This window comes from Dyella choica, assembly GCF_003977665.1.
Classification (GTDB): domain Bacteria; phylum Pseudomonadota; class Gammaproteobacteria; order Xanthomonadales; family Rhodanobacteraceae; genus Dyella_B; species Dyella_B choica.
In genome coordinates, this window is record NZ_RYYV01000041.1 from 1 (window position 1) to 16,295 (window position 16,295).

Genomic DNA, 16,295 nt, shown 5'->3' on the forward strand with positions numbered 1-16,295 from the left:
TCACTCCACCTTAGGCTATCGTTCGCCCAACGAGTACGAGCGCTGCCTCGCCTGATATGCCCTATCGGGGTGTCCGAAAAACCTTGACCACGACAGCAAGCTCGCGCAACCCCACCCCAACCCTCCCCTGTGCAAACAGGGGAGGGAGCTGTGTCAGGCTAGTTTTTTCACCTCGCCTTGAACCCATCAATCCCGTTCCAGTCCGAACTTCACACCCCGATTCTGCAAACCACCTATCTGGGAAATCCCCATGAAAGTCATGGCCATCGCCACCAAAACCGCTGCCTGGACACCGGAGCAGTTTGAAAAGTACATCCCGCATGAAGCACCGCACACACTGCAGCTGTATCTCGACGGCAAGATCGAGCAGTTCTGGTTCCGCGAAAAGATCGGCCCCATCTTTCTGATGAACGTGGAATCCCTTGACGACGCCAGGGCGACGCTGGATTCGCTGCCGTTCGTCGTGGAGGGGCTACACACTTACGAGCTGATGCCCTTGGTCCCGCTGGCTCCGCTTGGCCGCCTCATCCAAGGCCATGGCTGATCGATGATTAGAGCGTTTGAAGGAAGGCCTTCAAATTTGCTCTTTCCTCGACAGTGAGCTGCAGGGGGTGGCCCGCCTGCAGGCTACGGTAATAAACCTCGCGGTCGATCGCATCGTCCAGGGTGGCCACGCTTCCATCGTGCATGTAGGGCGCAGTCTGCGACACGTTGCGTAGGGACGGCGTTCGGAACAAGCCGATGTCGGCAGGGTCTTGCGTGACATTGAAGCGTCCCAGTTGCGCTTCGTCGGCATGGGTGGCAACGCGATTGCCAATCGCGCCATCTCGCAGGGAGCGCTTGATGACTTCCTCGGTGAGGGTCGGCAAGTTCGCCGCAATGGCATCCAGACCTACGCCCGTTCGGTGATAGGCATGGTCCGTCAACGTGGCAGGAGCGCCTTCCAATCGGTGGCATTCGGCGCAACGTCCTTTGCCTTGGAAGATGGCAAGACCCAAGAGAGCTCGTGGGCTTAGTGCTGTCTTGTCGCTATGGGCGGCGTAGCGATCGTAGGCGCTCTCAGGCGAACGCAAGGATCGAACATACACCACCAGCGCCGCGGCTATATGTTCGGATGAGATGGCTGGCTTGGTGTCGGGAAAAGCGCGCGTAAAAGCCGGAGCATAGGTCGGATCTTGCTGCACGTGCTGAAGCAATTCCGCCTGGTCACGCAACCCCATTTCAACCGGATTGGTCAGCGGATCGAGCACGGCTTGATTCAGGGCGCTACGCCGACCGTCCCAGAAGAAGGCAGTTTCCTGGGCCTCTGCAAGCGTCATCAAGCTCGGTGTATTGCGTGTCCCCGTGTGTCCTCCCACACCAACTGCCACGCGTCGCCCATCGGTATAGCCTTTTTCGGGGATGTGGCACGACGCGCAACGGATCGTGCCGTCGGCACTGAGATGCGCATCGTTGAAAAGCTGCTTGCCCAGAGCGATGCGCTGGGTGAGCAGCGTCTGCGGATCAGGCTGACGCCCCGATTGATGGCCGACAACGATGGCGCCCGCGACCAGGCACCCGAGCAAGGCGATCAGCCCAATGCGGCGAAAGAGTCGTGATGTCGGTGGCACCGACACGGCGTGATCCGTACCGGCTGAATTACATGGTGATAAAACGCACGGTGGCGCCACTGGACTTGAGCGCCGCGGTATCGGCCGCTTGCTCGGACGCCTCGCTTACCACCATCACGACGATGCCTTTCATGACATCGCCCTTGAGTTGGGTGGACAGGTTCGTGATGAATGCTGTTGTCTGCTTGGCGTCCGGGCCACCCAGGATCAGCATGCCGCCCGGCATCAGGATCGGACCGATGCCATGCACGATCGAATCGATTTCGTTCTGGCGCCGGGCATTGGCCGTTACGCTATCGCCGCCTGGGATGACATAGATGTAGGGCTTCATGCCGACATCTTTGCCGTGCAGCTTGCCTTGCTCGGCAAGATAGGTGCCCCAGGTGTTTTCGTCCGCGGTGGCCGCCGGCTTGGCGGGGCCGGCGGGCGTCGAGGCGGCCGTGTTCGAACTGTTTCCGTTGGATGCCGGCTGATGGCATCCCGCTAAAGTCATGGCTAGCCCAGCCACGCAAACCATCCATCCCGACCGAATCATGGGTTCCCTCGTAAAGAAATAACACTGCCCTGTGAACAGGCGAGGGACGGGGTCCCATCGCCTTTATCCACTTCCGGCGCGCATTAAAGCCTATCGATGGAGGTTGTGGCTACAGTCGACTTCTTCACAAAATCGTCACGCCAATTTGTGATGGTATATACATCATCATGCCCGCCTCACATCCCCCCGACGCGGGCAAGGGGCACCCATCTAGGGGCATCGCGTTAGATCAAGCCAGCCGTTCGTGAGTGGATGGCATAAGGGACGTGCGTATGGAGTCGCAGTACTGCGGAGCAGTCAAGGGCCGAACCCGTGAAACTGGCTTGAGAGAGCTGCACCGACCAGGACGACACCTACTCATCTGGGCCTTTTGGCTGCTGTGTTGCTCCATGCTTGGGCTCGGCGAAGCCAGCGCACAATCCACCAGTTACGTCTACGACGCCAACGGAAGGGTGGTCGCGGTTACCGCGAGCAACGGTACCAGTGTCCAGTACAGCTACAACACGCTCGGCCATACCAGCCAGATTGGTGCCCCCTTGTCTCCGGGGCAGCTGGCCATCTTTGCATTCACACCCACGCACGGCGAGGCGGGAGCGCAAGTTACCCTCCAAGGCCAAGGTTTCGACAGCAACGCGGCCAACGACACGGTCAGCTTCAATGGAACCGTAGCGAGCGTCCTTTCCGCTTCATCGACGCAATTGGTGACAAGTGTTCCCAGTGGCGCGACAACGGGCCCCATCAGCGTGACGGTGGGCACCCAGAAGGCAACGAGCGCAACACCGTTCGTGATCGACGATACCGGTGTGCCGCCCACGATCACGCAGGTCAGTCCGCAACTCGTATCGGTGGGAAGTACGGTCACGGTCACGGGCACTCATCTTGACCCGATGGCGGGCTATACCACGGTAGAGACGGGTGGGCGCGCCATTTCAGCTCTATCTTCGGTGTCGGACACGCAGTTGCAGTATGTAGTGCCTAGCAACGCGGCCACCGGCTACGTCACCGTGGCGACGCCTTACGGCTCGGCCACCAGCACGATGCCGGTCATCGTGTTGCCCAGTAGTGTGAGTGCATCCAGTGTGGCGAGCAGCAACGTTGCCGCCGTCAACGGGGGAAGTGTCAACCTCAATATTGCTTCGGGCCAGGTTGCGGCGGTCACGTTCACCACATCGCAAAGCGGCTGGGTCAGCCTGCAGGCTACCGGCATCACCACGTCGGCCAGCACCATCAACTACACGGTGTATGCCCCTGGCAATGGCGTCGTGCAACAGGGCACAGTGTCATCCACGTCGCCCTCCATCCATCTGCCGCACCTGCTGGGCGGCGCCACCTATTTGGTGCTCGTCCAGCCCAGTGGCGGCAGTGCGCAAATGGCGCTGGGCGTAGAAGAAGATTCTTTGCTGGCTACCAACATAGCGGCCACCGTTGTGACGGCCGTGCCTGGGCAGACCAAGCGTCTGCTGTTCTACGCTTCGACCGGGCAAAACCTGGCTTTCCAGATCAATACCCTCAGCACCAACCCGCCTGGCAACACGGTCACTTATACCGTTTACACACCCACTGGCGTGAGCTACACCAGCGCGACCACCAGCACGACAGGTGTCATCAATCTCGGCAACTTGGTGGTGCCTGGCACCTATCAAGTTGTTGTCGCGCCGAGCAATGGCGTAACGGTCAATACCCAGGTGCAAATCGCGCCAGGTGTTGGAGGCACCTTAAGTGCGACTCCGCATGCCTACACCGCCAACGTGCCGGGGCAGAACGTCTACCTGTCGTTCACGGCCACCCAGGGTGAAAACCTGGAGCTGTCGTTCAACCACATCACCTTGACGGGAGCCTCCAGCAACAGTTTCCTGGTCTATGTCTACAACGGTTCAGGCGCTCAGGTGACGAACTTCTGGTGCTCCCCGGCAACCGCAGGCGCCAGTTGCCTTCAGCATCTGTGGTATCTGCCAGCGGGTACCTATTCAGTGGTAGCGACGCCCGTCTATGGCGGGGTGATCGGCTTCAATGCCCTGTTGCAGGATGACATCGTCGGTCCAACGGTTTCGACCAACGGCACGGCGAGCATTACGCTTGCAGCAGGGCAGGTCGAGCGCCTTACGTTCAATGCCAATGCCGGCGATACCTTGGCCCTCAACGTAGGGGGTGTTACCACCACGCCAAACGGACTTCCGGTGCAGTTCCTGGTGTATCGCCCGGACGCCGGTGCGATCACGTTGAGCACGCCAGCCTACACATCGCTCAGCCCAGCCGGCGCCCAAACCGTCAATCTGCCGAACTTGCCGGTCAGCGGTACCTACACCGTGATCGTCGTGCCCTACGCAGGCTTGCCGACGAGTACGCAACTGAGTGTGATCGGGGGCGCGACGGGAACCCTGTCCACCACGAGCGCGTCGCAAAGTTTCACGGGCAGCGTTTCGGCGCAAAACATCTATCTGTCGTTCACCGCCACGCAGGACGAAAACCTGGAGTTGCTGCTTAGCAATGTGACCGGAACAGGGAGTTCCGCCAATGGCTTCAACGTCGGCGTGTTCAACAGCACGGGTGGCCAGGTAACAAATTTCTTTTGCTATCCATCGACAGCGGGTTCAAGCTGCCTGCAGGCTCTGTGGCATTTGCCGGCCGGTACCTATTCGGTGGTGGCGACCCCTAACGGCGACGGCGTAATTGGTTTCAATGCCAAGCTGCAGGACGACATCATCGGTCCGGCGATAGCGACTGGCAGTACGGCGAACATCACGCTGGCTGCCGGGCAAGTCGAGCGCTACACCTTCAATGCCAATGCGGGCGATACGGTGGCCTTGAACGTGTCGGGTGCAACGACCACGCCGTCGGGTCCGCCGGTAGCGTTCCTGGTGTATCGCCCGGATGCCGGTGCGATCACGCTGAACACGCCCGCCTACACTTGGTTCAGGGCGAGCGGCGCGCTGACGGTCAATCTGCCGAACCTGCCAGTCAGCGGTACCTACACGGTGATCGTTGCGCCGTCCTATGGCCTGCCGGCGAGCGCCCAATTGAGTGTGATCGGGGGCGCGACCGGCACCCTGTCCACCACAGCTGCCGCGCAAAGTTTCACGGGCAAGGTTTCGGCCCAAAACATCTACCTGTCGTTCACCGCCACGCAGGGCGAAAACCTGGAGTTGCTGTTCAATAACGTGACGGGCACAGGGAGTTCCGCCAACGGCTTCTATGTCAACGTGTACAACAGTACCGGCGGCGTGGTGACGAGTTTTTGGTGTTATCCGTCAAACACGAGCTGCCTTCAGCATCTATGGAATTTGCCGGCCGGAACCTATTCGGTGGTGGCGCCCCCTAGCGGCGACGGCGTAATCGGTTTTAGTGCAAGGCTGCAGGACGACCTCATCGGTCCGACGATTGCGACCGGCGGTACGGCGAATATCACGCTGGGTGCGGGACAGGTCGAGCGCTACACCTTCCATGCCAATGCGGGGGATACCCTGGCATTGAACGTGTCGGGCGCAACGACCACGCCGGCAGGCCCGTCCGTATCGTTCCTGGTGTATCGCCCGGATGCTGGCTCGATTACGGTGAATACAGCGGCCTATACGTCGTTCAATGTTGCTGGCACGCAGACGGTCAATCTGCCGAACCTGCCAGTCAGCGGTACCTACACGGTGATCGTTTCGCCCGCTGTCGGCTTTCCGGCGAGTGCGCAATTGAGCGTGATCGGCGGCGAAACGGGTACGGCAACCACCACGAGTGTGCCGCAGAACTATGCGGCGAACGTTGCGGGCGAAAACATCTATCTGTCGTTCACGGCCACGCAGGGTGAAAACCTTGAGCTGCTGCTCAATAACCTGTCCCTGACGGGGGCTTCGAGCAATCAGTTCTATGTCTCCGTTTACAACAGCACGGGTACCCAAGTGGTGGGTTTTGCGTGTTCTACGGGGGTGGCAGGCGCCAATTGCCTGCAGCATCTGTGGTACATGGCGGCCGGCACCTACTCGGTCGTGGTGACCCCCAACTATGGCGGCTTGATCGGCTTTAGCGCGACGCTGCAGGATGACATCGTCGGTCCGGCGATAGCGACCGGAGGTACGGCGAACATCGCGCTGGGCTTGGGGCAAGTGGGGCGCTACACGTTCAATGCCAATGCGGGTGATACGGTGGCACTGGGCGTGTCGGGTGTGACGAGCACGCCATCGGGCTTTCCGGTGTCCTTCCTGGTGTATCGCCCGGATGCCGGGGCGATCACGGTGAATACACCCACCTATATGACGTTCAGTGCAACGAGCGCACAGACGGCCAATTTGTCCAGCCTACCCATCAGCGGCGCGTATACCGTCATCGTTGCGCCCACCCCGGGGACGTCTGTTGCGGCAGCATTGAGCGTAACGTCGGATACAGCCGGACCTCCGCCTGTCTATGGAACACCCACGCTGCCGACAACGGGCGCGGTGCAAAGCGAGAACGCTTCGGCAGCAGGCCAGAACGTCACTATGACGTTCAACGCCAATCAAGGCGACAATCTTGAGTTGACCTTGAGCAACATCAACGTGGCGGGAGCCAGCCTTAACGGGTTCTACGTCAACGTTAGCGACCCGACTGGCGCGAACGTAGCCAGCTATCCCTGTTATGCATCGAATCCGGGCGCAAGTTGTCGTCAGGCTTTGTGGAATCTGACCGCTGGAACCTACACCGTGGTTGTGAGCCCGAATTGGGGCGGGACAGTGAGCTTCAACGCCCAAGTCGAACCGGACGTCGTGGGGCCGGCCCTGGTGGCCGGTACGTCAACGCCCGTCACCCTGAGTGCGGGGCAAGTCCAGCGGCTGACCTTCCATGCCAATGTTGGTGACACCGTAGCATTGAACGTGTCAGGAGTGAGCGCGACCTCGCCGGCGGGGCAGTACGTATACGTGAACATCTATCGGCCAGACACCGGCGCGATCGCTCCAGGCAACTACTACACCTATACCTATACGGGAGGGTCAGCCACCTTCAACCTGCCGAATCTGCCGGCTAGTGGAACCTACACAGTAGTGGTGTATACCGCCTACGGCACCCCGGCCACTGCGCAGCTCGCCCTGTACTCGGGTGCGACAGGATCCTTGGTGAGCAATGCGGCAGCACAATCCTTTACCGCGAGCACGACGGGCCAAAACGCATACTTCACCTTCCACGCCAACCTGGGTGACAACCAGGAACTGACGCTGAGCAATATCAACGTAGCGGGATCGAGCAATAACGGGTTCACCGTTAACGTTTATGACCCGAACGGCACCAACGTCGCCTATTTTACCTGCTACGCATCCAATCCCGGCGCAAGTTGCCGCCAGCCACTCTGGAATCTGACCGCGGGCACGTATTCCGTGGTCGTGCTTCCGACGTGGGGTGGCGTGATGAGCTTCAACGCGCAGCTTACCCAGGATGTCGTCGGACCAACCCTGTCCATGAGTACCCCCGCGAGCATCAACCTGGGGGCCGGCCAAGTGCAGCGGTTGACGTTCAATGCGAACGTCGGTGACACCGTGGCGCTAGCCTTGTCCGGGGCAAGCTCAAGCTCGCCGGCCGGGCAGTACGTGTATGTGAATATCTATCGCCCGGATACCGGCCCGATCACGACTAACAATTACTACACGTATACCTACACCGGAGGCTCCGCCACCTTCAACCTGCAGAATCTGCCGGCCACCGGTACTTACACGGTAGTGGTATCTACTGCTTACGGCACTCCGGCCACGGCGCAGTTGGCGTTGTATCCGGGAGCGACAGGCAACGTGGTGAGCAATGGAACCACGCAGTCCTTTGCGGCGAGTACCGCCGGTGAAAACGTATATTTCACCTTCAATGCCCAACTAGGCGACAACCAGGAGCTGACGCTCAACAACATCAACGTTGCTGGCAGTTCCACCAACAGTGTTGCGGTCAATATCACCGGCCCAGGCGGCACTTTCGTCGCCAGCTACAACTGCAACAACGCCGATCCGGGATCGAGTTGTCGGCAACCGTTGTGGAATCTGGCAGCGGGCACCTATTCGGTCGTGGTTTCGCCCGTCTCGGGGGGAGCCCCAAGCTTCACCGCGCAGCTTGCCCAGGATGTCGTAGGGCCATCCCTTACGATGAGCACCCCTGCGACCATCAACTTGGGCTCCGGCCAAGTGCAGCGGCTGACCTTCAATGCGAACGTCGGCGATACGGTGGCGCTGACCTTGTCGGGTGTTAGCACGACCTTGCCGACAGGGCAGAACGTCTATGTGTATATCTATCGCCCGGACACCGGCGCGATCACGGCGAACAATTACTACACCTATACCTACACCGGTGGCTCAATCACGCTGAACCTGAAGAATCTGCCGGCCAGCGGTACTTACACGGCCATGGTGTACACCTACTACGGAACACCGGCCACCGCACAGTTGACGTTGTATCCGGGCGCGACAGGCAACATGGTGAGCAATGGGCCGACACAAGCTTTTGCCGCAAGCACGGCTGGCGAAAACGCGTACTTCACTTTCCAGGCCAACCTGGGCGACAACCAGGAGCTGACGCTGAGCAATATCAATGTGCCCGGCAGTAGTACCAACGGTTTTACGGTCAATATTACCGACCCGAGCGGTACCAATATCGCCAGCTATCTTTGCTACAACAGCAATCCAGGCTCGAGTTGTCGGCAACCTTTATGGAATCTGGCAGCGGGCACGTATACGGTTGTGGTTTCCCCCGCCTGGGGTGGTACGCCAAGCTTCACTGCGCAGCTTACCCAGGACGTCGTCGGCCCCGTGTTGGCGGTCAATAGTCCGGCGTCGATTACCTTGGGTAGTGGTCAAGTGGAACGCTTGACGTTCAATGGCAGCCTGGGCCAAAACGTGATTCTCAACCTGACTGGCGTCAGTACGACGGCACCCACGGGGCAGCCGGTGACCATCTACGTGTATCGCCCGGACACGGGCGCGATCACCACGACCAACTACTACGCGACCACCAATGCGACCAGTTCGGGCTCGCTAACGCTGCCGGGCTTGCCCGCAGCCGGAACCTATACCGTGATTGCCTATACCGCCGACGGTACGCCGGCCACAGCGCAATTGACGATTCCACCGCATTAGTCCGCCATGTCGACGAAACGGAAGCTTTGGGGATCGCAGCAAAATGTCTTTGAGGAAGGGAACATGACATCGGAAAGGACCATCGGACGCACAGGGCTGGGAAGTCTGGTTGGTATCGCGCTGCTTAGCGCCTTTGCGCTTGCGATGCCGCCGGCCACTTCGCCGGAACGCGTCCGCAGTGCGGATCACACCTACCTCTTACCCGCATCCGCCGAGATCAGCGCGACGCTATTGCCAGACGGCCGTACGCTCGAAGTGCATGGCGCTCAAGGTATAGCGTATTTGCGCGATGGTCGCGCACGCCAGTTCGTGCCACTCCCCGAACCCCGCCGCTTCGGCTCCGTTACCGTTATGCCCGGTGGCGAAGTGCTGCTATGGGGCGGCATCGATGTGCAAGGCCATGTGCTGAACAATGGGGAATGGTTCAACCCGACCACCCGGCAATTCACGCGCACGGGCGCGTTGGGCCTCCCGATTCGGGCCGGCCACACGTTGACGGTGTTGAGCGATGGCAACCTGTTGATGACCGGCGGCTGGACGTCCGACGGGGTGGCGAATGCCACGGTGTTGTGGCAATCGCAACGGCGCCAGTCGATCCCGTTGGGTGATCGGCTGGTTTCGCGCCTGGAAGCCGTCGCGACCTTGCAGGGTGATGGTTCGGTGATGATCGAAGGTGGTGTCGATCCGCACGGTCTGCCCGTGCGGACCGCATGGCAGTACGAGCCCGGTTCCTCGCATATGCGCACGGTGGCGACGCCGGCCCCATCTGCGGTGCCACTCATTGCCGCCACCTTGCCCGGTCAGAACAACGCTGCCACGTCGATCCACGGTCCCTTGGTGGTCCGCTTTGCCGCACCGGTCGATCTGCAGCAATTGCGCGAGCACACCGTGACCTTGCTAGGCCCGGAAGGCCAGGTGCCGGTCCATGTGGTGGGTGCCGAAGGCGGACGTCTTGCGTTTGTGCAACTGCCGGACGACCTGTATCCGGGTTCACGCTACACCTTGTTCATCAAGGGGCTGCACACGGCCACGGGCGATAGCGTGCCTTATGCCGCCGTGGGCTTTACCACGGTCAGCCACGATGTCATGGGCGTGGTGTTGGCCGGGCAGGGGGCGCGTCCCGCACCGGGTGCGGATGTTTCATCCGGATCGTCGCTGCCACCGCTCACCGTGATGGCAGGTGGCGGCCATGCATCATGCACGGGTGATCAACTGTGCCGTGCTCGTGGTTTTGTGCGTGACGGGGCGTTCTATCCGGGGCAGAACAATGCGCCGGATGCGACCGGCGCCCATTGGCGCGTCTATGCGAACTACCAGCATGTGCCCGATACGCATGCGCTAGAGACCACCTTGCCCCCAGGCACCACGGCCTTGATCGGTCAGGTGCGCCAGATCGATGAAGCGCCCGTGGCCAATGTGGCGGTGAGTGTGGGCGATCAAGTCGTGAAGACGGATGCGCAGGGCGTCTTCGTACTCAAAGCCTTGTCGGCGGGACGCCAGGAAGTGTTCGTCAATGGCGAACCGGCCAGTCATGGCGACGTGACGTACGGCCGCTTCGTGGTGGGCGCGGATGTCAAGGCGAAAGCCATCACGCATCTGCCGTTCGTGATGTACCTGCCGCGCATCCTGCCGCGCGACGAGATTGCGCTGCCAGCGCCCACCACGCGCGAAGTGGTGCTCACCCATCCGGACATGCCGGGCCTGGAGTTGCATGTGCCGGCTGGTGCGGTGTTCAAAGACCATAACGGCCATGTCCTGACGCATATCGCGCTGGTGCCCACGCCGGTGGACCACGCGCCGTTTCCGCTGCCGGACAACTTCCCGATGTACTTCACCCTGCAGCCGGGCGATGCGGTGGTGCAGGGGCTGACGCCGGAAGCAGCCAAGGGCATCCGCGTGGTGTACCCGAACTACGGCAAGGTTAAAGCTAGCACGGCCGCGGACTTCTGGACCTACAGCGCTCAGGAGGGCTGGCAGATGTACGGCGCCGGTCATGTCACGGCGGATACCAGGCATCTTGCGCCGGATCCGGGTGTCGCACTGACGATGGCCTTGGGGGCTGGCGCGTCGACGAGTAACGCGGCCACAGGCACGGGGATGAAGATCTGCAATGCGACGATCGCCCAACCGATCGACCTGCAGACCGGCATCCTGTTCCATGAATGGAACGACCTGGCCATCCGCGACATCCTACCGTTGACCCTGACGCGCACGTACAACTCCGCCAGCACCGCCTCGCAGATGTTCGGCATCGGCGGCAACAGCAATTTTGGCATGCACCTGGCCGGCAGCCCGACCAACAACGGCTCCACCTTCAATACCGTGCAGATGGTGTTGCCGTGCGGCGAAGGCATCAACTTCGATATCGCCAACGGCCCGGCCACCTGGCCGTTTTCGGCCGGCACGCTCTGGACGCACACGAGCAGTGACTCGCCGTACTACGGCGCAACGCTGCAGTTCGAATACGACAACACCCCGCTGGGCGCCCACTGGATCGTCACGATGAACGACGGGACGCAGTACGCCTTTACGCGCCACGTTCCCAATAGCCTGTCGTGGGTGCAGGATCGCTTCGGCAACCAGCTGCAGTTCACCTACAACGGCGGTTTGCTGGAACAGGCGATCTCGCCCAGTGGCCGCACCATCACCTTCAACTACGACAGCAGCAATCGAGTCAGCAGCGCGGTGGACAGCAGCGGCCGTACGGTGGGCTACGCCTACAACGGCGCCGGCACGCTGTCGACCGTGACATACCCGGACCAGACCACCGAGCAATATACCTACGATAGCAACAACCATCTGCTCACCATGCAGGACCGGCGAGGCCACGTCTGGGTGACCAACCAGTATGACGCCAACGGCCGCGTGACCAAACAAACCTATGCGGACAACACGTCCTACCAGTTTGCGTATGCGACCGACAGCAACAACGACGTCACGGCGACCCTGGTGACCGATCCGAATGGCAACCAGAAGCAGGTGGCGTTCGATCCGGCTAGCAGTTACCCATCCAGCATCACGCAAGCCTACGGCACCGCGTTGGCGCAGACGACGACGTACAAGCGCGAGTCCACCGGCCAGCTCGACTTCGTGACCGATGCGCTGGGTCGCACGACCGGCTTTACCGAGGATGCGATCGGCAACATCTTGCAGGCCACGCGACTGAACGGCACACCCAATGCGGTCACCAGCAATTTCACGTACACCAGCGACTACAGCCAGCTCGCGTCGGCGACGGACCCGCTCGGGCACACGACGCACTTCAGCTACACCAACGGCTGTCTGACGCAGATCACGGACGCGCTGGGGCACGGCACGACCATTCAGTGCAATGCGGCCGGTCAACCCACGGCGATCACCGATGCCTTGGGCAATACGACCCACTATGCGTACCAGGGCTATGACCTGCAGAGCGTTACCGACCCGCTCAATCGCACCACCATCTTCGTGGTGGACACGCTGGGGCGTCGTATTGCCACCCGCGATGCGCTGGGCAATGTCACCCTGGCCCAGTACGACACGAATGATCGCGTCATCGCGACCACGGATGCGCTTAACCAGACGACGGCACAGAAGTATGACGGCAATGGCAACCTGTTGAGCGTTACGCTGCCCAATGCCGGCGTCATCCAGAACACTTACGACAATCGTAACCGCCTGGTCACCCGCACCGATGCGATGAAACAGGACGAGTCGTGGACCTACGATGGCATGGGGAATGTGCTCACCCATACCGATCGCAAGAAGCAGGTCACGGACATCAGCTACGACGCGCTCAATCGCAAGAGTTTGGTGTCCTATGCCGATGGGTCAGGTATCCAGGCCAATTACGATGGCGGCAATCGTTTGACCAGCCTTGTCGACTCCAGCAGCGGGACGTTGAACTGGGGCTACGACGGCCTCGACCGGGTGACGAGCACCAGCGGGCCGCAAGGAAGCATCAGCTACACCTACGACGCGGCTGGCCGGCGCACCAGCATGACTGTCGCGGCGCAAGCGATCGCCAACTACACCTATGACAACGCCAATCACCTGACCGCGATCACACAGGGCAGCGAAACGGTGCAGTTGGCGTATGACGCCGACAATCGTCGGACCACGCTCACGCTACCGAATGGCATCACGGTCAACTACGGCTATGACATAGCGAGTCAACTGACCGGCTTGACCTATGCCCAGGGCAACGGCACCGCGTTGGGCAATCTGACCTACGGCTATGACGCCGATGGGCGCATCACCAGCAAAGGCGGTAGCTTCGCCACGGACGTGTTGCCGATGGCGACCGTGCAGCCGGCGACGTTTGACCTCAATGATCGGGAGACGGGCTTCAATGGGCAGGTGCTGAGCTATGACGCCAATGGCAACCTGACCAGCGATGGCACGAATACGTATTCGTGGAATGCGCGCAATCAGCTGGTACAGGTTAGCCAGGGCAGCACTGCTCAGTTGAGCTACAGTTATGACGCGCTGGGGCGCCGTAGCAGCAAGACGGTTCAAGGAGTGGCGACGCAGTTCCTTTATGATGGGAACAATACGGTACAAGAAACCCAAGGCAGCACGTTCAATCCGATTCTGGTCGGGCTAGGGGTTGACGAGCGGTTTGCCCGCAATGATGTGACGGGTAGGACCTACCTCGTGACCGATCAAATCAACAGCACGATCGCATTGGCTGATTCGTCGGGGGCGATTAAGCAGAAATATAGCTATGATCCGTATGGGAACGTGACGTCAAGCGACACGACGACAGGATTTACAAATCCGTACCAGTACACGGGAAGAGAAGTCGACACCGCGGGACTCTATTACTATCGGGCCCGTTACTATAGCCCAATGATGGATAGTTTTATTAGTGAGGATCCGATCACATTTGGAGGGGGGCAATTGAGCTTCTACGCCTATGTGGCTGGAAATCCGATAAATCGAATTGATCCAGTTGGGTTAATGCCACCTACCTGGGTGCCGGTTGGTCCTTTCTCACCAGAACCCGGCTACACAGTACCAATTAACCTCAATTATTTTAGTGATTCATCAGTTTTCTATGGACACGTTGGCATTGGCATTGGTGATAAGCAATCCGTTGGCTTCTACAGTACCGATCCACCAATTTTCTCGGCGCTTGGGTTTCCCACAGATGGAACAATGGACATTGATGAGGGTACGCCTATCCAGACGATGACATTTGAAGTGACTCCGATACAAGCAATCATGGCTACCGGAGAGATTAATCGCTTGTTTAAAAATCCAGGAGATTTTAAGGCGTATAGCAGAAATTGTGCGGTAATTGCTGAGGGAATTCTCAAGAAAGCGGAAATACCGAACGTGCCCGACACTATCTTTCCATCGCATCTCATTAAGCAAATGGGGGCATCTCAGTGAACAATATCCGCGCTTCAATGAAATTGATTTGTGCTTTCATGACAATTGTTTTACTGTCTTTGGGTGCGGGCTGTAACGATAATCATCGTTGGGTGCAAAAAGCTGAAATATCGATACCATCCGAAAACTACGAGACCTGCATAAGAAGTGCAGTTTCATCTCTCCCAAATGCCTCTATAGTTGGCATGGAGTATGGACGTTTCGAACTTCACGTTCAATTCCAAGGGTCGCTAAAAGATGTTCGCGTTTATGTTCAATCGAAGGACAACGGCAAAGCGGATTTAATGTTCATCGGCACTGAGTGGTCGGAGCCACAGAGCGCTAAGGATGAGTTTGCATTGCTTTCAGTGGCAATGTCTTATGCTTTGGTACATCAGTGTCACAAGCGGGATCTGCGGGATCTGGGACACCCATGAAACAAGATGGGATCTGGGACACCCATGAAATGCTCCTTCGCTGACGAGCATGTGCGCCAATGACTGATATGGGCGGCTCGCGGCGGGGAGTAGCGTGGGGCCATGACGTACCCCCGCCATCAAATCGTCGATCCAGCGTCTGGCGGTTTCTTTCACTGCGTTTCGCGCTGCGTGCGCCGAGCCTTCCTCTGCGGCGAGGACACGTATAGCGGTCGCTCCTACGAGCACAGGAAGGCTTGGGCGTGGACATATTGGGACATCCACGAAATCCCTCTTTGCTGTTCAAATAGTGAGTGTCCCTAATGCCTTTCAAATCGGGACAAATAGTGGATGTCCAGGTCGCCTTGGGTGAGAAAGGGGCCGCTGCATTTGGTGGGCTTATGGTCGGGGCAGTATCAACCCCTTACGCCATGGCCGAAGACGCGCAGGCAGGCTCAAACTGAGTTGAGGAGCAGTAATACATGAAAACCGCTATTGTTTATATACTGACTTCGCTTACCTTGTTGATCATTTTGACGTTTGCACGAGGTAAGGAGGTGGCGGGATTAATCGATGAGTTTCGTTATCGGTCTGCGCTTCTTAGGGTTTTACTTGTCTTTTCTTTTATTCCAACTGTGGCGGTGGCCTTTATCTATGTGGTGGCTAAATCAAAGCCATCAGGTGTCGTTCTTGCGATATTCATCGCCTGCGGTTTGTCAAGCACAATATTGTTTTTGTACGGCTATAAATATTTGAAATCGTTTGTTGTAACCATAAATGAGAACGGTGCTGTAATAAGTAGCATTATGGGCGTTAGAGTGATTCCATTTTATATTGTGAAAACAGCTATTTATATGAGTTCGTCGGGTAATGGTGGAATCTTGTGTCTATATGATGGGTGCAATAAAAAGTTGATCGAATTCTCAGGTTCTATCTCTGGAATAGAAGTTTTAGCCAGATTGGTTGAAGCAAATTCAAGTAAATTTGGCGTAGCGTTCGAGGCTAGAGATAGGAGATTCTGATTGGCCCCAGGGAGGCATTCGGGGCAACAACGGGGCGAGGTTAACAACGGGGCCAGGTTGGACTGGTCCCGTTTCCACGGACAGTTTAATTAGTCACCTCAGCCATTCTCTCGAAAGCTTCGGGTGAGCGGTAGCCCAAGCTGCTATGTAGTCGTTGTCGGTTATAGAAGCTCTCGATGTATTCGAAGATCGCAGCTCTGGCCGCATCACGATCCTCGAAGCGTTCGTGGTGTATCAGCTCCTGCTTGAGCGAGCTGAAGAAGCTTTCCATTACCGCATTGTCGTAA

8 protein-coding genes are annotated in these 16,295 nt (G+C 58.8%); 5 read left to right on the forward strand and 3 right to left on the reverse strand.

Going from position 1 to position 16,295, the window contains the following annotated elements; genetic code table 11:
* The first annotated feature begins 250 nt into the window (after window positions 1–250).
* Complete coding sequence (locus tag EKH80_RS23095) at window positions 251–544, forward strand: hypothetical protein (protein ID WP_126687163.1); 294 nt, start codon at window positions 251–253, stop codon at window positions 542–544.
* A 7-nt stretch (window positions 545–551) separates the two neighbouring features.
* On the opposite strand, the gene EKH80_RS23100 is transcribed toward EKH80_RS23095, so the two are convergent.
* Window positions 552–1,616: a cytochrome-c peroxidase gene (locus EKH80_RS23100; RefSeq protein WP_230473898.1), complete on the reverse strand. Its 1,065-nt coding sequence runs from the start codon at window positions 1,614–1,616 to the stop codon at window positions 552–554.
* A gap of 22 nt (window positions 1,617–1,638) precedes the next feature.
* Window positions 1,639–2,103 carry a hypothetical protein gene (locus EKH80_RS24310; RefSeq protein WP_230473899.1) on the reverse strand — a complete coding sequence of 155 codons (465 nt, stop codon included), beginning with the start codon at window positions 2,101–2,103 and terminating at the stop codon, window positions 1,639–1,641.
* Between the two features lie 431 nt (window positions 2,104–2,534).
* On the opposite strand from EKH80_RS24310, the gene EKH80_RS23110 reads away from it, so the two are divergent.
* From EKH80_RS23110 to EKH80_RS23130, 4 genes are all read left to right on the forward strand, one after another.
* Complete coding sequence (locus EKH80_RS23110; RefSeq protein WP_158628931.1) at window positions 2,535–9,215, forward strand: IPT/TIG domain-containing protein; 6,681 nt, start codon at window positions 2,535–2,537, stop codon at window positions 9,213–9,215.
* 63 nt (window positions 9,216–9,278) lie between these two features.
* Complete coding sequence (locus tag EKH80_RS23115) at window positions 9,279–14,591, forward strand: RHS repeat-associated core domain-containing protein (RefSeq protein ID WP_126687165.1); 5,313 nt, start codon at window positions 9,279–9,281, stop codon at window positions 14,589–14,591.
* Complete coding sequence (locus tag EKH80_RS23120; protein WP_126687166.1) at window positions 14,588–15,007, forward strand: hypothetical protein; 420 nt, start codon at window positions 14,588–14,590, stop codon at window positions 15,005–15,007. Before EKH80_RS23115 ends, EKH80_RS23120 begins: the two co-directional genes overlap by 4 nt.
* Before the next feature lie 461 nt (window positions 15,008–15,468).
* On the forward strand, window positions 15,469–16,008 hold the full coding sequence (locus EKH80_RS23130) for a hypothetical protein (protein ID WP_126687167.1): 540 nt from the start codon (window positions 15,469–15,471) through the stop codon (window positions 16,006–16,008).
* Window positions 16,009–16,093: 85 nt separating this feature from the next.
* Here EKH80_RS23130 and EKH80_RS23135 read toward each other — a convergent pair.
* The coding region (locus EKH80_RS23135) for an IS3 family transposase (protein WP_148110432.1) at window positions 16,094–16,295 on the reverse strand (202 nt) is incomplete at its 5' end.